Raw genomic sequence first — 21,735 nt, 5'->3', positions numbered from 1 at the left:
ACGGTGTGAGCCCGGCGCTGCGGCGCGGACCCCCGAACCATCCCCTCCCGCGCCGGTGGAAGAAATCCGGACCTGGCAAGAAGGGCCCCCGGAGACTAGACCCACCCGGACGCCCCCTGTCAGAGGGCTGCAACGAAGGCTCTTTTTCTGCGCCCCGCCTGGAGGCAGAAAAAAGCGAAGTTGGGTGGTACCGCGCCCCTGCAGAGGACGCCCCAACGCTTCTCCCCTGCCGCGAAAGGAGCCTTCCCCATGACCCAACCACCCGCCCCCAAATCTGCCCCTGCCTTTGCCCCGGTGCCGTCTCAGCCGGATTACGCCGGTCTGGAAGCCCGCATTCTCCAAAAGTGGAAAGACGAGCAGGTCTTCGAGCAAACCCAGAGCCGGCCCGCCGAGAAGGGCGAGTTCGTCTTTTATGAGGGCCCACCCACCGCCAACGGCGTGCCGGCGCTGCACCACGTGCTGGCCCGCGCTTTCAAGGACCTGTTTCCCCGTTACCGGGTGATGCAGGGCTACCACGTAACCCGCAAGGGCGGCTGGGACACCCACGGCCTGCCGGTGGAAATCAGCGTGGAAAAGAAGCTGGGGCTGCAGGGCCGCAACCACGGCGCCTCGCGCGAGGAGCTTGAGGAGTTTAACCGGCTGTGCCGCACCTCGGTGTGGGAAACCATCCAGGAGTGGAACACCATGACCGAACGCATGGGCTACTGGGTGGACCTGGAAGATCCTTACATCACCTACAACCAGGACTACGTGGAGTCGGTTTGGAACCTGCTCAAGCGGCTCTACGTTAAGGGCCTGCTGGCCCAGGACTACAAGGTGGTGCCGCTAAGCCCCAGAATCTCCAGCACGCTGTCCAAGGCGGAGCTGGGCGAGGTGGACTCCTACCGGATGGTGGACGACCCCAGCGTGTACGTGCGCTTTCCGGTGCTGTGGGACACCCTGCCGGAGCGGGCCCACGCCGCGCTGAGCAGCCTGAGCGGCGAGGACCGCCAGGGCCTGAGCCTCCTGATCTGGACCACCACCCCCTGGACCCTGCCCAGCAACACCCTGGCCGCCGTGAACCCGGAGCTGACCTATGTGGTGGCCCGCAGCGCGGCGGGACCACTGATCGTAGCCGAGGAAGCGGTGGAGCGCCTGAGCAGCCTGCACAAGGACCAGCCACCGCTGGAAGTGCTGACCCGTTTCCAGGGCCGCGACTTGGAAGGCGTGGAGTACGAGCCGCCCTTCCCCGAAGTGGCCCCGCAGCTCGGCGCGGTGCGGGAGCTGCACGAACGCCGCCCCGACGGCCGCCCGGTGATGCACTTCGTGGTGATGGCCGACTTCGTCAACGCGGCCGACGGCTCGGGCGTGGCGCACCAGGCCCCGGTCTACGGCGCCGAGGATATGGAAGTGGCCCGCCACTACGACGTGCCGCTTGTCTTCGGGGTGGATGACCACGGCATCCTGCAGGTGACCCACGAGAAAGGCCAGTTCTTCAAGGACGCCGACAAGGGCCTGATCCGCGACCTCAAGGAACGCGGGCTGATGTTCTGGGCCGGTACCCTCAAGCACCGTTATCCCTTCCACGACCGCACCGGCGACCCCATCCTGTATTTCGCCAAGAAGGGCTGGTATATCCGCACCTCGCAGGTGGCGGACGAGATGCTGGCCCAGAACGAGAAAATCAACTGGGTGCCGGAGAACATCAAGCACGGCCGCTTTGGCAAGTGGCTGGAAGGCAACGTGGACTGGGCCATCAGCCGCGAGCGTTACTGGGGCACGCCACTGCCGTTCTGGGTGTCGGAAAAGGGTGACCTGAAAGTGGTGGGCAGCCGTGCCGAACTCGAAGCCCTGACCGGGCGCGACCTCTCGGCGCTGGACCTGCACCGGCCTTACATTGACGATGTCACCTTTACCCTAGGCGGCCAGGAATACCGCCGGGTGCCGGAAGTGCTGGACGTGTGGTTCGATTCCGGCGCGATGCCTTACGCGCAGTGGGGCCTGCTGCTGGACGACCAGGGCCAGGCAGTGCGCGGCGGCGAAGCCTTTGAGCGGCACTACCCGGCCGACTTCATCTGCGAGGCGATTGACCAGACGCGCGGGTGGTTCTACTCACTGCACGCCATCAGCACCATGCTGTACGACCAGCCGGCCTACCGCAACGTGATCTCGCTGGGGCACATCGTGGACGAAAAGGGCCTCAAGATGTCCAAGTCCAAGGGCAACGTGGTGGCGCCGCTGCCGCTGTTCGACCGTTACGGGGCCGACAGCGTGCGCTGGTACATGTTCACCGCCAGCGACCCCGGCGACCAGAAACGCTTCTCCGAGCGGCTGGTGGCCGAGGCGCAGCGCGGCTTTGTCAGCACCCTGTGGAACGTGTACTCGTTCTTCGTGCTGTACGCCAATCTGGACCGGCCCGACCTCGGCGCAGCGCCGGCAGTGAGCGAGCGCCCCGAGATGGACCGCTGGCTGCTCAGCCGGCTGGAAGAAACCGTGCGCGACGTGACGCAGGCGCTGGACACCTACGACGCCCGCGGCGGCGGCCGGGCGCTGGCCGGGTTCGTGGACGAGCTGAGCAACTGGTACGTGCGCCGCTCGCGCGCCCGCTTCTGGACGGAGCAGGGGGCCGAGGTGGACACCGCCGCTTACGCCACGTTGCACGAAGCTCTGCTGACGGTGAGCCTGCTGGCCGCGCCGTTTACCCCTTTCCTGGCCGACGAGCTGTTCCGGAATCTGAGCGGCAAGGACGAATCTGTCCACCTGCAGGCCTGGCCGCAGCTGCGCCCCGAACGGCTGGACACGGAGCTGACTCGCAGCATGGCCGCTGTGATGAAAGTGGTGGAACTGGGCCGCGCCGTGCGTGGGCAGTACAACCTGCGCGCCCGGCAGCCGCTGGCAAAAGTGCAGGTGCGCCTGCCCGGCGCCGAGCTGGAAGCGGCCGTGCGCCGCGCCGAGGCGCAGGTGCTTGAAGAGCTGAACGTGAAGGCGGTGGAGTACCTCGGCGAAGGCGCCGACCTGGTGACCTACTCGCTACGCCCCAACCTGCCGGTGGTGGGCAAGAAGTACGGCAAGCAGCTGCCGGCGCTGAAAGCGGCGCTGGCCGCTGCCGACACGGCCGCCGTGGTGAAGGCCGTACAGGGCGGCGGCGTGGCGCGCCTGGGCGAGTTCGAGCTGAACGCCGACGAACTCCTGATTGACGCTTCGGCCCCCGGAGGCATGGCCGCTGCCGAGGACAGCGGTTATCTGGTCGCCTTCGATACCGAGCTGACCCGTGAGCTAATTCTCGAAGGCCTGGCCCGCGACCTGGTGCGCGGCATTCAGGAAGGCCGAAAGGCCGCCGGCTTCGAGGTATCGGACCGCATTCAGCTCGGCCTGGAGCTGAGCGGCGACGCACTGGAAGCGGCGCAGGCCTGGCAAGACTTCATCGCCGGTGAGGTGCTGGCCCGCGAGGTGAGCTACGGCCCCGGTGAGGGCTTCGGCGCCGAGGTCGAAGGCGGCACCGCCTGGCTGAAAAAGCTCTGAGGCTTTTCCCCAACTCAGCAGAAGCGGCTCCCTAGGAGGGCCGCTTTTTGTATTGGCCAACTTGTAAAGCTTATAAGGACTTTTATCCTGTAACTGTCAGAGGAACAGGCTGGAATTCAGGGCACAGGACAACCCGGCGCTCAACATTACCTCTCAGTTGTGGTCAGTACGCTGACCCACAGAACCGGAGGGAACCCGGTTCAATGGCCCCTGTCTGGCGGCCCGGCTGACCTGCCTACGAGCACCTGCCCTCCACCTGGGGCAGGTGCTTTTGCTGTGCCTGCAGCTGTGGCCCGGTCCCGGGGGCGGGGCCGCTAGACTGGGAGCCATGAGGTTCAGACTTCCATTTCTGCCATCGCTGCTGGCTGCGCTGCTGGCCGGCGGCGGCGCCCAAGCCCAGCTCTGGCACACGCCGCAGGCCACTGCCGCGCAGCCGCTGCTGAAGGGCTTTCAGGCCCAGGGCGACCTGCTGACGCGCGGCCAGACCCGCATCGAACTTGACCGCATCGGGCAGCGGGTCATCGGGGTATATGTCACGGCGCCCCGCAGCGACACCGACGGGGTGGCGCGGGCCATTCTGTCGGCCTGGGGTGCGCCGGAAACGGCAGTGCCGGATCTGAAAAAGGTGCTGGACGACCCCGGCTTTCAGCAGCAGGCGGCGACCCGGCTCTTTGAGGAAGTGGACCAGAGCGGCGGCAGCGTGGCGAATGTGCGGCTGCGTCAGGACGGCTGGCAGGCCTACACCGCGCTGAAGGTGTACCCGCAGAGCGCTTTCCCGAAAGAGAGCGCGTCCCTGGGGCAAGGCAACGCCCCGGCCCGGCTGGATTTGGTCAGCGATTTCCAGTGCCCCTACTGCCATCAGCTGTGGAACAGCGTCAGCATGGCCGAGTGGCGCAGCAAGCCGGGGGTTTACCAGCTGAACTACCACCACTTCCCGCTGTCGTTTCACCCGCTGGCGCTGCCGGCCGCGCAGGCCTCCGAGTGCGCCGCCGAGCAGGGCCGCTTCTGGGAGTTCTCGGACCGGCTGAATGAAGGCTTTGACACCTGGACCCGGCAGACGGACCCTGAGGCCCGCCGTAGCTTCCGTGACTATGCGCTGGGCGCCGGGGCCGCCCCAGAGCCGCTGGACCGCTGCCTGGGCCAGGACCACAGCCGGCAGATCATGGCAGGCGCCGACCGGCTGCAGCGCAGCCTGAACGTGACCGGCACACCCTCGGTGTACCTGAACGGCATCAAGCTGGGCAATTACAATGACGCTTCGGAAATCCGGGCCATCCGGGCCGTGACCGAGGCCGGACCCGGCGCTGCCAACGTGACTGAGCAGCGCCTCAAGACCCTGCGCTAGGGCGGCAGGCCGCCGCTTAGGCTCCGGCGGCCGCGCCCAGCCCGAAGGCGGCGTGAACGGCGCGGGTGGCGCGGTCCACCTCGTCATTCTCAATCGCGACCGACACGTTCAGCTCGCTGGAACCCTGCGAAATCATCAGGATGTTGGTCTCGGCCTCGGCCAGCGCCGTGAACATCCGCGCCGAGACGCCCCGCTGCCCGCGCATGCCGCCGCCCACGATGGCCAGTACCGCCTTGCCGGTCTGCTGGTCAAAGGAAAGGTCACCGCTGGCCGAAAGCTGCAGCGCTTCCATCGCCCGGCCGGCGTCGGCTTCCGGGATCGCCAGCGAGACGTTGCTCATCGAGCTGCTCTGCGACACCATCAAGAGGGTGATGTTCTCGCGGGCGATGGCGCCGAACAGGCTAGACACCACCTCCGGCACGCCCAGCACCCCGGCGCCGGTCACGTTGATCAGGCTGACATTGCGGATGGCGGTGACTGCCTTGACCGGGTGCCCCGGCACGTTGCCGGGTTCACGCTGCACCAGCGTGCCGGGGAAATCGGGGTCGGCGGCGCTCTTGACCCGCAGGGGAATGCCGCTGTCCTGCAAAGGGGTCACCGCCAGCGGGTGCAGCACCTTGGCCCCGAAATAGGCCAGCTCCATCACCTCACCGTAGCTGAGCACCGCGATGTTCTGGGCGTCGGGCACCACCCGGGGGTCGGCGGTCATGACGCCGTCCACGTCTTTCCAGGCCCAGACCTCATCGGCGCGCAGGGCTTCGGCCAGGATGGTGGCGCTGTAGTCGGTGCCGCCGCGGCCCAGGGTGGTCACCGAGCCGCCCTCGGTTTCGCCCATAAAGCCCGAGACCACCGGGGTCACGCCGGCGTCCAGCAGCCCGCCCAGGCGGTCTCGGATGCGCTCGGCACTGCCCGGCAGCGGGCGGGCTCCGCCGAAATGCCGGTCGGTCAGAATGCCGGCAGCACCGCCAGTCAGGTGGTGCGAACGCAGGTCCAGGCCGGTCAGGGCCAGGTCCATCAGCGGAGCACTGAGGCGCTCGCCAAAAGCCACGATCAGGTCGCGCGAGCGGGGGCTGAGTTCGCGCAGCAGATAGACCCCGTAGATGGCCTGCCGCAGCGTTTCGAGCAGTTCACGCAGTTCACGGACGGTGGCGCTGTCAGGCCGGCCACCCAGCTCGCCGGCGGCGGCCATATGGCGGTGACGGATTTCGGCCAGAGCGTCGTTGGCAGCAGCAATGTCGCCGGTTTCGGCGGCGTCCGCGATGCTCAGCAGCGAGTTGGTCACCCCGGCCATGGCCGAGACCACCACCACCACCCGCGCCCCCCGCGTCACCGAGCGGGCCACCAGCGAGGCGGAGTGACGAATAGCGGCGGCGTCCTGCATGTTGGTGCCACCAAATTTCATGACCAGCAGCGAGTGAGACATGCCGGCTATTGTACGGGAGGCAAGGCAGGAAAGACTTGTGAAAAAAAGGTTTTATAGCTTACCAAGTGTATAGTTTCACTTGAGAGTAAAAAAGTGCCCCCCCGGTGTCTGGCCGGGGGCTGAGCGTCAGAATGTCAGTGCAGATGAACAGGCGGCGCCGTCTCGCCCAGCCAGGTGGACACCAGCAGCGCCAGCAGCAACAGCGCCAGTTCCAGCCGCAGGGCCGGGCGGGGCGGCAGGGCACGGGCTAGCCGCTGGCGCAGCCAGCCGGCGGGCCGAGACGGCGGCCAGCACCAGGGTCAACTTGCCGGCCAGCACTGCGCCATAAGCCGAAGACAGCAAGGTAGCGAGGCTACCGCCGTTCACCAGCGCGGCGTAACTGCCGGTGAAGGCCAGCAGCAACAGGCAAAGCAGCGCAGGAACGGTCATGCGGTCCAGCTGTTCCCGCGGCTGCGCCGGTCCCAGCGCCAGGGCCAGCACCCCGCCCAGCCACACGCTCATGGCGGCCAAGTGCAGCATCTGCATGGCGGTGGTGGACAAGCCACCCAGGGCGGCGTGGCCCTGAACACCCAGGCCGTAGAGCAGCACCCCGGCCGGAAGCAACAGTAGCGGCCAGCGCCAGCGGCCCGCTTCGGCTGCCAGCAGGGCCAGGCCGCCAACCAGGGCCAGCAGCAGGGCGCGGCCGGCCGGCTCCTCCAGCAGGTAACTGCACAGGTCGGCCGGGGTCAGCGCCCCGAACTGTACCAGGGTCCAGGCTGCGGCGCCCAGGCCGCCCAGGGCCAGCAGCGCCAACCCCAGCGCCGGGACCCCGAGCGGCAGCTGACCCGGCCAGTGCCGCCGGGCGAAGGTGCCGCCCAGCAGCAGGGCCAAACCCAGCGCCTGCCCGAAAGCCAGCCCCAGCTCGGGGCCGGGGAGGGTCAGGGCTGCGGTCAACGGACCCGGAAGACCGACTGCCCGGTGACCGGATGGCCGTCGGCCGACATCAGGCGCCACATCATCACGTATTGCCCCGGTTTCAGGCCAGCTTTCAGCGGCACCGTCACGCCCTGCGAATGACCGCTGCGCGGCTGATAGCGGTCGGCGCGGGCAGCCTCGTCACCGCGCGCCGTGATCACCCGGCGGGTCAGCTCGGCTGCACTCTGACCAGCCGGCAGCGGGTACACCTTGAAGATGGAGTAGCGCAGGTTGACCGGTTCATCGAACCGCAGCGTGACGCTGGCAGGAGCGCTGACCACGCTGTTCGCGGCCGGCTGCATGCCGGTGATGGAAGTGTGGGCGCCGGCCAGCGGCAGACCGAGGGCAGCCAGCAGGGCCAGGGTACGTTTCAGGGAAGGCATCGGCAGTTCTCCTTAGTGGTGGTGCCCGGCCGGTGCAGCCGGGGCGGCGGTAACGGTCAGCCGGGGAGCCGGGAACTCGGCGTCCTCGTGGCCGGAGGTATCGGTCCATTCGGCGCGGCTGCCCCGGCATTCCTGCACAGCGGGGAAATACAGCGCGGTGCCAGGCTTGAGGTCAGGATCCAGAGCGCCGCGAAAGACGAATTCGTCGTACCACTCGCTGGGCAGGTTGCCGCCTGACCAGACAATCTCGCGGACGCCCTGATCATCGCTGACCGTCTTCAGACTCCAGCCGGGCTTGGGCATCGGCTTGACGCCGTACATCTCCTGCGGAATCCGCACCCGGACGGTGCGGGTCGCGGCGGCCCCGCAGCCGTGTGGCACCTGCAGCACTCCGCGGTAGATGCTGCCGGCCGGTGCGGACTGCACCTGCAAGCTGGTGTGCGCCAGGGCGCTGCCAGCGCTGAGGACGGCCAGAGACAAAAGGGTTAGGGTTCGTTTCATGGTGGGCTCCTTAAAGGAAAAAAGAAAGGGCGGAAAGCCGAGTGCTGTCGCTCAGAGCAGGCAGCTGGGCCGTCGGTTCTTTTTCCAGAGGAGGCGCGCGGGCGTCGGCGCAGCGCGGCAGGGCGCGGGCAGCCGCCTGCTGCTGTAGCGGTGCGGCCGGCAGGGGGTCCGGGGGCGGCAGCTGCAACATAAGGGGGCTGGCCGCCTCCCCGAACGCCTGGGTCACGCAAAAAGGACAGTGGGCGCCGTGGTCATGCCCGCTGTGTTGGCCCTGATGATCGCCGTGGTGCGGGCCAGCATGTTCGGCCGCGGCCAGAGGGTGGGCCTGCGCCGCCGCGTACAGCTCGGGGCTGAGGCCGTCGCCACTGCGCAGCTGAAAGGCGGCGCCGCCCAGCACGGCCAGGAGTGCCAGCAGCCAGGAGTGCCAGCAGCGCGCCCAGCACCTGCCTTCGCTGCTGACGCCACCGCCGCCGGATTCGGCGGAGCTGAGGCTGACACAGCAGGAGCAGGCGGCGCATTGGGGCAAAGTGTAGGGTGCGGCGCGGTGAAGATTGTCCCCGCGCAGCTCTGAATGGCCTGGAGGCGCAAGTGACCTCTGTCTGAACATTGTCGGGTACACTCTTAGTCAAGGGGCCGCTCTCCCCGAAAATTGACATGTGGTACAGATCCCGGTCCCGTGGAGGGAGCGCCCTCACAGGAGGAAACATGAAAGTAGGTATCAACGGTTTTGGCCGTATCGGCCGTCTGGTCTTCCGTATCCTGCAGTCCCGCGGCGTGGACGTGGTCGCCATCAACGACCTGACCGACAACAAAACGCTGGCGACGCTGCTCAAGTACGACTCCACCGCCGGCAAGTTCGACGGTGAAGTCAGCTACGACGACGAGTCGCTGACCGTCAACGGCAAGAAGATCACGGCGCTGGCTGAGCGTGATCCCGCCAAGATCAACTGGGCCGATCTGGGCGTAGACATCGTGGTCGAGTCCACCGGCTTTTTCACCGACCGTGAGGGTGCCAGCAAGCACCTGCAGGGCGGCGCCAAGAAGGTCATCATCACCGCACCGGCCAAGAACGAGGACATCTCCATCGTGCTGGGCGTGAACGAAGACCAGTACGACCCCGCGCAGCACCACATCATCTCCAACGCCAGCTGCACCACCAACTCGCTGGCCGCGCCCATGAAGGTGCTGGACGAAGCCCTGGGCATCGAAAAGGCCATCATGACCACGGTGCACTCCTACACCAACGACCAGAACATTCTGGACGCACCGCACAAGGATCCCCGCCGCGCCCGCGCCGCCGCGATCAACATCATCCCCACCTCCACCGGCGCCGCCAAGGCCGTGGCTCAGGTGTACCCGGCCGTGAAGGGCAAGTTCGACGGCACCTCGCTGCGCGTGCCTACCCCCACCGGCTCGATCAGCGACGTGACCGTGATTCTTAGCCGTGACGTGACCGCCGAGGAAGTCAACGACGTGTTCCGCAAGGCTGCCGAAGGCTCGCACAAGGGCATCATCGAATACACCGAAGATCCCATCGTGCTGACCGACATTCAGGGCAACCCCCACAGTGCCATTATCGACGGTGGCCTGACCATGGCCATGGGCAACCTGGTCAAGTTCTTCAGCTGGTACGACAACGAGTGGGGCTACTCCAACCGCATTGCCGACCTGACCCAGCTGGTGCAGAGCAAGGGCCAGTAAATTTTCCGACCGGCGGCTGACGGCAGGTGGCTTTTGCCGTCTGCTGCCGGCCGTTTTTCATGAGGTGAAAGATGCAGAACCTGAATGACCTGGATGTGCGCGGCAAGAAAGTGCTGGTGCGCGTGGATTACAACGTGCCCCTCAAGGACGGCAAGGTGGAGGACGACACCCGTATCACCGCTTCGCTGCCCACCTTGCAGCAGCTGCTGGACGGCGGCGCCGCCCTGATTCTGGCCAGCCACCTGGGCCGGCCCAAGAACGGCTACGAGGACAAATACAGCCTCAGGGGCATCGCCCCGGTGCTGGAAAAGCATCTGGGCCGGCCGGTGCAGTTTGTTGAGGGCCTGCCCGGCAGCGCTGAAGTGGCTGCGGCGGTCCGTGACCTGAAGCCCGGTGAAGTGGCGCTGCTGGACAACGTGCGCTTCGAGAGCGGCGAGGAAAAGAACGACGCTGCGCTGAATAACAAGTTGGCCGCCCTGGCCGATGCGTTCGTGCTGGACGCCTTTGGCAGCGCCCACCGCGCCCACTCCTCGGTGAGCGGTGTGGCGGCCAAACTGCCGCACGCCGCCGGCCTACTGCTGCAGCGCGAAGTGGACGCCCTGGGCAAACTGACCGGCACCCCCGAGCGCCCTTACGTGGTGATTATCGGCGGCGCCAAGGTGAGCGACAAGATCAAGGTGATCGAGAACCTGCTGCCCAAGGTGGACCGGATGCTGATCGGCGGCGGGATGATGTTCACTTTCCTGAAGGCACAGGGCGGCCAGATCGGCAGCAGCCTGGTGGAAGACGACCAGCTGGACTATGCCCGGAGCCTGCTGGAAAAATACGGCGATAAGCTGCTGCTGCCCAGTGACGCGGTGGCCGCCGATAAGTTCGCTGCCGACGCCCAGACGCAGGTGGTGCCGGCCGGCGAAATCCCGGACGGCTGGATGGGCCTGGACATCGGCCCCGATACCCGCGCCGCCTACACCGAAGCGCTGCAGGGCGCCAAAACCGTGTTCTGGAACGGCCCGATGGGTGTGTTCGAGATGGAAGCCTTTGCGGCCGGCACCAACGCGGTGGCCAAAGCGGTGGGCGAACTGGGGGCTCAGGGCGCCTACACCGTGATCGGCGGCGGCGACTCGGTCAGCGCCATCAACAAGAGCGGCTACGCGGACAAGGTCAGCCACATTTCTACCGGCGGCGGCGCCAGCCTGGAACTGCTGGAAGGCAAACAGCTGCCCGGCGTTGAGGCCATGCGGTGAGCGATGTGGGAAACCAGGTCCCGCTGGACGAAGCCCACGCCCTGGTACGGCGGCTGTTCGAGATTATTGACGGCCGCGACTTCGGGGCGCTGGGCGAGGTGTTCGCGCCGGACGCCGTCTACGAGCGGCCCGGCTATGAGCCGCTGGCAGGGCTGGAACGCCTGACCACCTTTTACCGCGACGAACGCATCATCATTTCCGGAGCCCATCAGGTCGAGGACGTGGCGAGCGGTGAGGGCGTGGTTATTTCGCGCGGCGTGTTCACCGGCAAGAGCCGGGACGGCGCCGACCTGAACGAGCGCTTCGCCGATGTGTACCGGGTTGAAGGCGGCAAAATCCGGCACCGCACCACCTATTTTTTCCGCGCCGCCATCTGAGGAGACGACATGAACAACCTACTGGCCCTGAACTGGAAAATGAACAAGACCCCCGCCGAGGCCAAAGCCTGGGCCGAGGAACTCCGCAGCGGGCTGCACCAGACCTACGCCGAAGTGGCGGTGCTGGCCCCGGCCATCGATCTGCCCACCCTGGCCGCCGAGCTGCCACAGAGCGTGGCTTTCGGTGCCCAGGACATCAGCGAGCATGAAAGCGGCGCCTACACCGGTGAGATCAGCGGCGCGATGCTGAAAGAGATCGGCGCCCGTTACGCTATCGTGGGCCACTCCGAGCGCCGCGAGTACCACGGCGAAACCGATGCGGTGGTGGCGGCCAAGGCCGCGCAGGCGCAGGCCAGCGGCCTGACCCCGGTTGTGTGCGTGGGCGAAGGCCTGGACGTGCGCGAGAAGGGCGAGCACGTGGCCTACACCCTGCAGCAGCTCAGGGGCTCGCTGGAAGGCGTGGGTGCTGACGTGGTGGTGGCCTATGAGCCGGTCTGGGCCATCGGCACCGGCAAGACGGCCACCGCCGACGACGCCGAGGAAATGGCCGCCGCGCTCCGTGAGGCGCTGCGGGACGCTTACGCTGGGCAGGCCGACGGCATCCGGGTGCTGTACGGTGGCAGCGTGAAGCCTGCCAACATCGCGGAAATCTGCGGCAAGCCCAACGTGAACGGTGCGCTGGTGGGTGGCGCCAGCCTCAAGGCGGCCGACGTGCTGGCGATGAACGAAGCGCTGCAGTAAAGCTTTCCCAGCGGGGAGGCAGTGAGAAAACGGCTGGGACAGTTCCCCGGCTTTCTCACTGCCTCCCCTGCCTTTTCCTATACTGCAGAGATGCAAATTTCTGACCTCCCAGGCCATATCGGTGAGACGGTCACGCTGACAGCGTGGCTGCAAGGCAAAAGCGGCAAAGGCAAGATTCAGTTTCTCAAGTTGCGCGACGGCTCGGGGTTCGTGCAGGGCACGGTGTTCAAGGGTGACGTTTCCGAGGAAGTGTTTGAGGCGGCCAAGCGGCTCAGCCAGGAGCAGTCGCTGGAGCTGACCGGCGAGGTGCGGGCCGACGAGCGCGCACCCAGCGGCGTGGAAATCAGCGTGCGGAGCCTGACCCCGCTGGCCGAGGTGGTGGGCGAATACCCGATTACCCCCAAGGAACACGGCATTGATTTTCTGCTGGACCACCGGCACCTGCACCTGCGGCACCGCCGCCCCTGGGCTGTGATGCGGATTCGCGACTCGGTGCAGAGCGGTATTGTGGAGTTCTTCCGTCAGGAAGGCTTTGTGCGTTTCGACGCTCCTTTCTTTACGCCCAACGCCGCCGAAGGCACCACCGAGCTGTTTGAGATCGACCTGTTCGGTGAGGACAAGGCTTATCTCTCGCAGACCGGGCAGCTGCATGCCGAAGCGGGCGCGCTGGCCTTTGGCAAGGTCTACACTTTCGGGCCCACCTTCCGCGCCGAGAAGTCCAAGACCCGCCGGCACCTGCTGGAATTCTGGATGGTGGAGCCGGAAGTGGCCCCCGCCACTCATCAGGACAACATGGCGTTGCAAGAGCGCTTCGTGTCGTTCCTGGTGCGCCGGGTGCTGAGCGAGTGCCGCCAGGAGCTGGAACTGCTGGGCCGCGACATTTCCAAGCTGGAGCCAGCCGCCGAGGGCAACTATCCCCGCGTCACCTACACCGAAGCACTGGAGATTATCCGCCGGCACATTGAGGAAGGTGACCTGCCGGACAACGTGCAGCCGGACGTGCAGCCGGTGGAATGGGGCGACGACTTCGGCGCGCCGCACGAGACCATTCTGGGCTTTCACTTTGACCGGCCGGTAATGGTGGAACGCTACCCGGCGGCTTTCAAGGCCTTTTACATGCAGCCGGATCCCCAAGACCCCCGGGTGGTGCTGTGCGACGACATGATTGCACCGGAAGGCTACGGCGAGATCATCGGCGGCTCCGAACGTATCCACGACTACGACCTGCTGAAGTCCAGGATTGAGGACGCCGGGCTGCCTCTGGAAGCGTTCGACTGGTACCTAGACCTGCGCCGTTTCGGCACGGTGCCGCACGCCGGCTTCGGCATGGGCCTGGAGCGTTTCGTGGCTTGGGTCACCGGCATTGACCATATCCGCGAGGCAATTCCGTTCCCGCGGATGTTGAACCGGATGTTCCCCTGAGCCAGAGCTGAGGGCAACACTGGGCCTTCCCTGCTGTAGTGGGGAGGGCTTCTTTTAAATGACGCCTTATTATGTAATAAGCTTACTAAGACCGAATCTCAGCGGCTGCCCTACACTGTCGGGATGTTAGATCTGGTCTGTATTGATGTAGACGGCACGCTGGTCGGCAGTGACAACGAGGTGCGGGCAGATGTCTGGGCAGCGCTGGAAGAAACCCGGGCGGCCGGCATCCGGCTGGTGCTGTGCAGTGGGCGGCCGGCTTTCGGCAAAGCGCGGGAGTATGCCGAGCGAATGCAGCCGGACGGCTGGCACGTGTTTCAGAATGGGGCTTCGGTGGTGCGGGTCAGCGACGGCGAGAGCTTGAGCAGCCCCTTTCCGCAGGACGCCCTGACGGCGCTGCTGGAAGCGGCCCAGCAGAGCGGATACCTGCTGGAAATCTATAGCGACCTCAGCTACGCTTCGACCTTGCGAGACGCGCAGGCCCGCGATCACGCCGCGCTGCTGGGGGTCCCCTTCCCTCCCCTATGGCCGCAGGAACTGACAGGTACGCTGGTCCGGGCCCAGTGGCTGGTGCGTCCTGATGAACTGGAGGCGGCGAAGGCCATCACGCCGGCTGGAGTGGCGCTGCATCCGGCCGGCAGCCCGCGCATGACCGAAACACTGTTCGTGTCCATGACGGCACCGGGTATCAGTAAAGGCAGTGCCATCCGGCGGATTGCCGAAACTTACGGGCTGTCGCTGGAGCGCAGCATGATGGTTGGAGACGGAGAAAACGACTTGCAGGCCATGGCGGTGGTGGGTCACCCGGTGGCGATGGGCAACGCCGAGCCGGTCGTCAAAGCAGCGGCGCGGCATCAGGTGAGCCATGTGGATCAAGGCGGTCTGCTGGAAGCGCTGGCGCTGGCCCGGCAGCTCTAAGCTGTAGCCACTGCTTAGCCCCGTTTTAGCCCCGTTCGCTCTGAACCGCCTGTGCCAGCGCGGCCAGCCCAGCGGGCGAATGCTGCTGCCCGGTTAGATACGTCAGCTGCCGCGCCAGCCGCAGGGCCGGCAGGTCACTCAGTTCCAGGCGGTGAGCAGCCGCGCTGGCCGGTAGCCGACCGGTCAGGTCCAGCAGGGTGTGATGCGCTTGCAGGACTCCAGCCGGCAGCAGACCCCCAGTGACCACAATCAGGCTGGCACGCTCGGCGAGGGTCTGCAAAGCGGGGTCGCGCCGGCTCAGGACGTATGCAGCTGTGACGGCGGGCACTTCTCGCTTCAGTCGTTCGGCGGCCGGCAGGCTGTCGGCAGCAAAGCCCACCTGCGCCAGCCCCAGCCGCGTCAGGGGCAAGGCATTCACCAGATCAGAGCCGTGGCCGATTACCAACGCACTGACACCCTGCGCCACGTAGCGGGCAGCCTCGACCACGTCGCTGAGGGCTTCGGCCAGGGTGTGGGTACCCTGGGAACCGGCGGCCAGCAGACCGCTGGGCAGGGCGACAGCGTCCACCCGTCTGGCCTGCTGCGCAGCCTCATCGGGCTGTACGGTCAGCAGAGCCTGCTCCTCATAGGTTGGATGAATCAGCACGCCACGGAGCCCCAGCACCTGCGCCGCAGCCAGAGATTCGCTCAGGTCGCTCGCCGGCAGCGGCAGGGCCAGATAGCCCAGATCGCGCAGCGCCTGTGCGGTGGCCGGTCCGCCTGTGCGGTGGCCGGTCCGTAGCCCAGCAGGCCCAGCAGCGGTGGGAAGGCGGCAGCAGAAGGGGGCATAGCTGCTATTATAACTTCCCTCTTTTATATGTAATTCGCGCAATAGATCAGTAGCAAAAGGAAACCCGCCACAGGGGCGGGCCAGTCATTATAAGTTGAGGTTATCTTTCCGAGCCGCTGATACCGGCGCTGCGGCCCAGGCCCTGCACCTGAACGTCGCTGAAGCGGCCATCCAGCTGCACGATGATCCAGGGACTGGTCAGCGCCTGAGTGGTCAAGGCTTCAACAGGTGGGGTCTTTTCGCGCACTTCGACCGTAGCCTGGCCACCGTTCATGCTGACCGAGCGCACTTCCAGCGAGTAACCCCCGGTGGCGCGGGTGCCCATAAAGATGCCTACCAGGGTGCGGCCCGTGACGCTGGGAGCACTGGGGCGCGAGGACTGACGGCCGTAAGCCAGGGCGTACAGTGCCTCGGCCTGGGCAGCGGTGGTCGCCACCTGAACGGTCGGGCCGCTGGCAGCGGCATTATTTCCCTGATCCAGAACCGAATAGTTCACGGTGCCTCCAGGCTGCGTGGTGCCGGGACGGGCCGGCGTGGTGGGAGCGGGACTAGGAGCTGCCGCACCTTCCACCCGTGCCACGCTCAGGGCGGTCAGGCGGTGTTCCTGCGGCTGGGGTTCCACCGAGAGGCGGCGGTCAGGAATGCTGCTGGGCGACAATACGCCCACTGCCAGCGCGCCCTGGCCGGACAGGGCCTGCGACAGAGCCGCCGCTTCCGAGTCGGTCAGGTCGCCGGCGCCCTGCAGGCCACTGGCTGGGCGGGCACTGATGCCGGAGCCAGCGGTGGCATTCAGCCGCAACCAACTGCGGCCGTCGGTGTAGTACAGCTCGGTGATGCCACCGGCGCTGGAAACATCGAACAGACCGCGTGCATTCCGGACCACCTTGGGCTGATTCACCGCCGTATCGAGGGTGCCGCGGTAGGTGGAGCTGCCGTTGACCAGCAGGGCGCCGCCAGCCTGGCCGGGCCCCGTCAGGCGCACCGGCTGCCCTTCGATACTGACCTGGGCTTCCTTGCCCGGGGTCAAGTCGCCATAGACCCAGGCCAGGCGCTGCTGCCCGCCGCCATACACCAGCGCCTCGTGCACCGACAGGCCGGAGGGGCCGGTCGCGGCGCAGCCGCTCAGAACGCCCACGCTCAGGGCGGCCATCATCATTCCAGTCTTGCGAGTCATACGCTCAGCATAGGGCGCCCAGGTGACGGCCAGCTGAAGCGTGCTTAGCAGCACCTTTAGCTGACTGCCATCCAGGCGTATGACGGCATCCACGAACCACTTTTAACCCTGTCGTGACCGGGCAGAGCGACGGCGCCCGCTGGCCGCCGTCACAGCGCCGCCGGCCAGCAGTTCGCGGGCGTGGTCCAGGGCAGCCCCGGAGGTCTGTCCACCCAGCATCCGTGCCAGTTCGGCCTCGCGCTCGGTCTGGTCCAGTCGTCGCACCCGGCTGACCGTACGGCCGTCTATCACTTCTTTTTCCACCCGGTAATGATGGTCGGCGCGGGCCGCAATCTGGGCCAGGTGGGTGACCACCATCACCTGCCGCTCCCGGCCCAGCTGCGCCAGCTGCTCGGCCACCGCCACTGCGGCCGTGCCCCCGATCCCGGCGTCCACCTCATCGAAGATCACCACCGGCGTCTCGGCGCCCACCACCGTGCTGATGGCCAGCATCACCCGCGAAAGCTCGCCGCCCGAAGCCACCTCAGCCAGCGGGCCCATATTCTCGCCGGGGTTGGCGCTGAACAGCAGGGTTACGTCACTCAGTCCACTGGCGGCGGGTTGTGGCAACGGGGTCAGGGCAAATTCCATCCGGGCGTGCGGCATTCCCAGCTGCCGGATCACGGCCAGCAGGCTCTCGGTCAGCGGGCCGGCCGCCGCCTCACGGGCCTGATCCAGCGCCTGCCCGGCCTGCTGCACGGCCGCAAATCGCCGCTCCACTTCGTCTTCCAGGTCGCCGGCGTCTGCCTGGTCCTGTTTCAGTTCGTTTAGCTCGCCCTCAGCCGCGTCCCCGAAAGCCAGCACGTCGCTCAGCTCGGGGCCGTATTTGGCCTTCAGGCGGCTTAGGGCCGCCAGCCGCTCCTCGATTCTGGCGACTTCCTCGGGGTCGGGGGCACTGGCCTCGGCAATGTCTCGCAGCTCGGGAATCAGGGCGGCCACCCCGTCCAGCGCTGTGCGTAGCTCGCCTAACAGGTCCTCGGAAGCCTGATCATGCCGGGCGCCGGCGGCCAGGGTTTTGATGGCCGCCTGCATCAGACCTTCGGCGCTGACCTCGCCGTCGGCCAGCAGGTCCAGGGTGCCAGCCGCCGCGCCGGCGATAGCCTCCTGATGGGTCAGGCGAGAGAGCTGCGCAGTGAGGGGTTCCTCCTCGCCCAGCTGCGGCGCCACTGCACGAATCTCGTCCACCTGATATTCCAGCAGGTCCAGCAACCGCGCCCGCTCACGCTCACCGGTGCGCAGGCGCTCCAGCCGGTTTGCTGCCGCCTGCCAGGCCGCGTAGGCCGCGCTGTACGCCTCTGCAGCTGCCACGCTGCGCAGGTCCAGCAGCCGGCGCTGCGCTGCGTGCGAGAGCAGAGTTACGGCCGAGTGCTGCCAGTGAATGGTCAGGCGCTCGGCCGCCCAGCCCGACAGCTCGCGCACCGCCACCACTTCGCCGTTCAGCCGGGCCACCGAGCGGCCCTGACGGCTGACGCGGCGCGAGCTGATGGCCTCGCCGTCTTCCCCGTCCCAGAAGCCGGTGACCAGCAGCTGCTCGGCGCCGCGGCGAATCAGGTCCGGTTTGGCGCGTTCGCCCAGCAGCAGGCCCAGGGCGTCCACAATGATGCTCTTGCCGGCGCCCGTCTCGCCGGTAAACACGCTCAGGCCGCCGCCCAGTTCCAGTTCCAGCGTTTCGATGGTGGCCAGCGACTGCACTTCCAGACGGGTCAGAGAAGGGGTCAGGGCCGCAGGGCGATTCACCCTCACAGTTTAACGTAGGGGCCTCCTCCCGCGGCAACGCGGCGGTCACATTGGCCGGGCCGGCGCTGCCTCATCCGGAAAGAAACGCTTAAAAAGAAGCTTAGAGATTCAACGCCCCAGCACAATGATGGTCTAGACTGGCAGCGTTAAAGGAGTTGATAGACATGGCTAAAAAATCTGGAATCTCCGCATCGAACCTGGTTCTGATGGGTGGCCTGGCAGCGCTGCTGCTGGACCGCAACCTGCGTGACCGCGTGGTGGGCACCACCCGCTCTGCCTACGATCAGGGCCGCGACCTGCTGGAAGAAGAAGTGGTGCCGGCCGTAAGCGACGCCGCCGCACAGGCCAGCCGCCTGGTGGACAACGTGCAGCAGAGCTGGCAGGACGGCGCCGAGCAGGCCGAAGACGCCTTGCATGGAGTGCGCCGCGGCGCCCGCAGCGCTGTTCGCAACCTGGCTGACCAGGGTGAAGATGTCCTCTTCCAGGCCCGTCACGGTGCCCACCAGCTGGCTGACCAGGGCGAAGACGCTCTGTTCCAGGCTCGCCGGGGCGCCCGCCGCACCGGCATGCAGCTGCTGGACCAGGGCGAAGATGCCCTGCACGGTGCCCGCCGCGGTGTCCGCAGCACTGCCCGCGACCTGGCGGATCAGGGTGAAGGCGCCCTCTTCCAGGCTCGCCGGGGTGCTCGCCGCGCCGGTATGCAGCTGCTGGATCAGGGAGACGACGCCCTGTACGGTGCCCGCAGCGCCGCCCGTGGCCTGGCCGATCAGGGCGAGGCAAAAGCCCGCAAGGTGCGCAAGGGAGCACGCCAGGTTGCCCGCCAGGGCGAAGACCAGCTGGACGATCTCCAGGGCGCTTTCCTGGGCTTCCTGAACCGCAGCGGTGACGAGCTCGAAGACCGCCGCCGCCACATGGAACGTGACCTGGGCCGTGCCCGCCGCGAAGCGGAGCGCGAACTGCGCCAGACCAAGCGCAAGTGGAACGCTGCCAAGCTGGAACGCGCCATTGACAAGAAGGTGGCCCCGCTGCAGAAGATGGCTGAACGTGAATTCGCGCAGTTCGAAAAGGACGTGCGCAAGCAGAAGCGTCAGGCCCGCTCCCAGGGCGGTGGCCTGAGCAGCGGCACTGTCCTGCTGGGGCTGTTGGGCGCCGGCGCTGTGGCCCTGGCCCGCTTTCCTGAAGCCCGCACCGCTGTGCTGGAAGGCGTAGAAAAAGTCTCGCCCGACGCCCGTCATCATCTGAAACGGGTAGGCCGCTCCTTCAAGGCCAGCGTGGGCGAACTGTGGATCGAAGGACCCAAGCCCAGCACCCAGCCGGCTCCGACCGCCAACAAGAGCGTGGCCGCGACCGGCGACGCCTCCAAGGACAGCGGTAACCCCAAGACCGGGACCCAGGCGCCGGCCAGCATGGGTGACGGCGCTACGGCCAGCAAGGCTGATCAGGGCAGCGACCACAAGAACGATCAGGACAAGGGCAGCCAGGCCAAGGATGACAAACACGGCAACGGCAATGTCAGCAACACCCCGAACGCCTGATCTCTAAATCCTCTTTCCTTTCAAATGGCAAGGCCCCGCCCACAAGGCGGGGTTTTTACTGTCTGTTGCCCTTCTTCGCCGCCCCTGGCCGTACCTACAGCGTGACAAAAGTCGGTTTGTTATCTGGACACACTTGCGGCACAATAGAAGCATCAGTTCAGCAGCAGGCTGCGAAAAGAGGCTTCCATAAGCCGTGCAGTCTCTTGACAGCGCACAGGCAGGCCCCGGCGCTGGGTTCCTGGCACAGGTACAGTTTCCCAGCATGACGCTCCCGGCGCTGAACCTTCAGAGACTGCGTGCGGCCGCTGCTGGGCAACCCCCGGAGGAAATTCTATGACTGCATCACAATCCCGCATCGACGACCTGCTCAAATCCAGCCAAGTGCACCGTAACCCTACGGTTCCCGAACTGTATGAAGCCGCGCTGCGCCGGGGCGAAGGCCAGCTGGCCCAGGGCGGTCCCCTGGTGGTTCAGACCAACAAGACCGGCCGCAGCCCCAAGGACCGCTTTATCGTGGAGGACGATCAGACCCGCGATATGGTCTGGTGGCAGGGGTTCAACCAGCCGATCAGCGCCGACGTGTTCGATAAGTTGCTGGACAAGATGCTGGCCTTCGCGCAGGACAAGGAACTGTTCGTGCAGGACCTCTATGCCGGCACCGACCCCGAGCAGCGCATCAAGGTGCGGTTCATTCAGGAAATGGCCTATCACTCGCTGTTCGTGAACAACATGTTCGTGCGCCCCAGCGCCGAGGAACGCCAGGGTTTCGAGCCCGACTGGACTGTGCTCAACATCCCCAGCTTCAAGGCCGACCCGGCCGTGGACGGCACCCGCAGCGACACCTTTATTCTGGTGAACTTCGGCCGCCGGATGATCATCGTGGGCGGCACCCAGTACGCCGGTGAGAACAAGAAAGGCATCTTTGGGGTGCTGAACTACCTGCTGCCTGAGCGCGGCGTGATGCCGATGCACTGCTCAGCCAACGTGGGCGAGGACGGCGACGTGGCACTGTTCTTCGGCCTGAGTGGCACCGGCAAAACCACCCTGAGCGCCGACCCCAGCCGCCGGCTGATCGGGGACGATGAGCACGGCTGGACCGAAAAGGGCGTGTTCAACTTCGAGGGCGGCTGCTACGCCAAGGTCATCAACCTGAACGCCGAAGCCGAGCCAGACATCTACCGCACCACCCATACCTACGGCACGGTGCTGGAAAACGTGGTGCTGGACGAAAACCGTGTGCCCGACCTGGACGACGGCAGCCTGACCGAGAACACCCGCAGCGCCTACCCTATTGAGCAGATTCACAACATCCAGCCGGGCAGCATCGCCGGCCACCCCAAGAACGTGGTCTTCCTGACCGCCGACGCTTTCGGAGTGCTGCCGCCCATTTCGCGGCTGTCGCTGGAGCAGATGGAATACCAGTTCATCTCCGGCTTTACTGCCAAGATTCCCGGCACCGAGCAGGGCGTGACCGAGCCGCAGCCCACTTTCAGCACCTGCTTCGGGGCACCGTTTATGCCGCGTCACCCCGGTCAGTACGCTGAACTGCTGGCCCAGAAGGTCAAGGAGCACGGCGCGGCTGTCTGGCTGGTGAACACCGGCTGGACCGGCGGGCAGTACGGCGAAGGCAAGCGCATGAGCATCCGCCACACCCGCGCCATGATCAACGCGGCGCTGGAAGGCAAGCTGGACGACGTGGAATTCGTCACCGAGCCCTACTTCGGCCTGAGCATTCCCACCCACGTTCCCGGTGTGCCGGATGAGGTACTGAACCCCCGCGACGCCTGGGCCGACAAGGAAGCCTACGAGGCCACCGCCAAGAAGCTGGCCGGCATGTTCCGCGAGAACTTCAAGCGCTTTGAAGCCGGCGTGCAGCCGGAAGTGACCGCTTCGATGCCCGACCACAGCTGA

At 66.4% G+C, this 21,735-nt stretch carries 18 protein-coding genes; 10 read left to right on the top strand and 8 right to left on the bottom strand.

What is annotated here, in order from left to right; all coding sequences use genetic code 11:
- The first annotated feature begins 249 nt into the window (after window positions 1-249).
- Together ileS and OCI36_RS04155 are read left to right on the top strand one after the other, a co-directional pair.
- The gene (ileS, locus tag OCI36_RS04160; RefSeq protein WP_261663812.1) at window positions 250-3,501 is read left to right on the top strand and encodes an isoleucine--tRNA ligase; all 3,252 of its coding nucleotides are present in this window, start codon (window positions 250-252) and stop codon (window positions 3,499-3,501) included.
- A gap of 328 nt (window positions 3,502-3,829) precedes the next feature.
- On the top strand, window positions 3,830-4,846 hold the full coding sequence (locus OCI36_RS04155; protein ID WP_261663811.1) for a DsbA family protein: 1,017 nt from the start codon (window positions 3,830-3,832) through the stop codon (window positions 4,844-4,846).
- Window positions 4,847-4,862: 16 nt separating this feature from the next.
- Here the strand turns inward: OCI36_RS04155 and OCI36_RS04150 are convergent, their stop codons facing one another.
- The 5 genes from OCI36_RS04150 to OCI36_RS04130 all read right to left on the bottom strand — a co-directional run bounded on the left by OCI36_RS04150 (window position 4,863) and on the right by OCI36_RS04130 (window position 8,633).
- Entirely contained in the window at window positions 4,863-6,269 is a 1,407-nt protein-coding gene (locus tag OCI36_RS04150) for an aspartate kinase (RefSeq protein ID WP_261663810.1), read from the bottom strand.
- 126 nt (window positions 6,270-6,395) lie between these two features.
- On the bottom strand, window positions 6,396-7,202 hold the full coding sequence (locus OCI36_RS04145) for a hypothetical protein (RefSeq protein WP_261663809.1): 807 nt from the start codon (window positions 7,200-7,202) through the stop codon (window positions 6,396-6,398).
- Window positions 7,199-7,606 (bottom strand): copper resistance CopC family protein, encoded by a 408-nt coding sequence (locus OCI36_RS04140; protein ID WP_261663808.1) that lies wholly within the window; start codon window positions 7,604-7,606, stop codon window positions 7,199-7,201. The genes OCI36_RS04145 and OCI36_RS04140 overlap by 4 nt, the downstream gene beginning before the upstream one ends.
- 12 nt (window positions 7,607-7,618) lie before the next feature.
- On the bottom strand, window positions 7,619-8,107 hold the full coding sequence (locus tag OCI36_RS04135; protein WP_261663807.1) for a YcnI family protein: 489 nt from the start codon (window positions 8,105-8,107) through the stop codon (window positions 7,619-7,621).
- Between the two features lie 10 nt (window positions 8,108-8,117).
- Window positions 8,118-8,633 carry a DUF2946 family protein gene (locus tag OCI36_RS04130; RefSeq protein ID WP_261663806.1) on the bottom strand — a complete coding sequence of 172 codons (516 nt, stop codon included), beginning with the start codon at window positions 8,631-8,633 and terminating at the stop codon, window positions 8,118-8,120.
- Between the two features lie 179 nt (window positions 8,634-8,812).
- Between OCI36_RS04130 and gap the strand changes: the two genes are divergently transcribed.
- The 6 genes from gap to OCI36_RS04100 all read left to right on the top strand — a co-directional run bounded on the left by gap (window position 8,813) and on the right by OCI36_RS04100 (window position 14,510).
- Entirely contained in the window at window positions 8,813-9,808 is a 996-nt protein-coding gene (gene gap, locus OCI36_RS04125) for a type I glyceraldehyde-3-phosphate dehydrogenase (protein ID WP_261663805.1), read from the top strand.
- A 71-nt stretch (window positions 9,809-9,879) separates the two neighbouring features.
- Entirely contained in the window at window positions 9,880-11,052 is a 1,173-nt protein-coding gene (locus tag OCI36_RS04120) for a phosphoglycerate kinase (RefSeq protein WP_261663804.1), read from the top strand.
- Window positions 11,053-11,057: 5 nt separating this feature from the next.
- On the top strand, window positions 11,058-11,429 hold the full coding sequence (locus tag OCI36_RS04115) for a nuclear transport factor 2 family protein (protein ID WP_261663803.1): 372 nt from the start codon (window positions 11,058-11,060) through the stop codon (window positions 11,427-11,429).
- Window positions 11,430-11,438: 9 nt separating this feature from the next.
- Window positions 11,439-12,170 (top strand): triose-phosphate isomerase, encoded by a 732-nt coding sequence (gene tpiA / locus OCI36_RS04110; RefSeq protein ID WP_261663802.1) that lies wholly within the window; start codon window positions 11,439-11,441, stop codon window positions 12,168-12,170.
- Window positions 12,171-12,260: 90 nt separating this feature from the next.
- Window positions 12,261-13,592 (top strand): asparagine--tRNA ligase, encoded by a 1,332-nt coding sequence (gene asnS / locus OCI36_RS04105; protein WP_261663801.1) that lies wholly within the window; start codon window positions 12,261-12,263, stop codon window positions 13,590-13,592.
- A 123-nt stretch (window positions 13,593-13,715) separates the two neighbouring features.
- Window positions 13,716-14,510 (top strand): Cof-type HAD-IIB family hydrolase, encoded by a 795-nt coding sequence (locus OCI36_RS04100; RefSeq protein ID WP_261663800.1) that lies wholly within the window; start codon window positions 13,716-13,718, stop codon window positions 14,508-14,510.
- Between the two features lie 25 nt (window positions 14,511-14,535).
- Here the strand turns inward: OCI36_RS04100 and OCI36_RS04095 are convergent, their stop codons facing one another.
- From OCI36_RS04095 to recN, 3 genes are all read right to left on the bottom strand, one after another.
- Window positions 14,536-15,381, bottom strand: a complete 846-nt coding sequence (locus tag OCI36_RS04095; RefSeq protein WP_261663799.1) for a shikimate dehydrogenase — start codon at window positions 15,379-15,381, stop codon at window positions 14,536-14,538.
- A 58-nt stretch (window positions 15,382-15,439) separates the two neighbouring features.
- Window positions 15,440-16,513 (bottom strand): protease complex subunit PrcB family protein, encoded by a 1,074-nt coding sequence (locus OCI36_RS04090; protein WP_261663798.1) that lies wholly within the window; start codon window positions 16,511-16,513, stop codon window positions 15,440-15,442.
- Window positions 16,514-16,615: 102 nt separating this feature from the next.
- Complete coding sequence (gene recN / locus OCI36_RS04085) at window positions 16,616-18,289, bottom strand: DNA repair protein RecN (protein WP_261663797.1); 1,674 nt, start codon at window positions 18,287-18,289, stop codon at window positions 16,616-16,618.
- 164 nt (window positions 18,290-18,453) lie between these two features.
- On the opposite strand from recN, the gene OCI36_RS04080 reads away from it, so the two are divergent.
- Both OCI36_RS04080 and OCI36_RS04075 read left to right on the top strand, forming a co-directional pair.
- On the top strand, window positions 18,454-19,824 hold the full coding sequence (locus OCI36_RS04080; RefSeq protein WP_261663796.1) for a hypothetical protein: 1,371 nt from the start codon (window positions 18,454-18,456) through the stop codon (window positions 19,822-19,824).
- Window positions 19,825-20,157: 333 nt separating this feature from the next.
- On the top strand, window positions 20,158-21,735 hold the full coding sequence (locus OCI36_RS04075; protein ID WP_261663795.1) for a phosphoenolpyruvate carboxykinase: 1,578 nt from the start codon (window positions 20,158-20,160) through the stop codon (window positions 21,733-21,735).

The sequence above is a fragment of the Deinococcus sp. Marseille-Q6407 genome, from assembly GCF_946848805.1.
GTDB lineage: Bacteria > Deinococcota > Deinococci > Deinococcales > Deinococcaceae > Deinococcus.
This window is presented reverse-complemented; position numbering and strand designations above follow the sequence as displayed.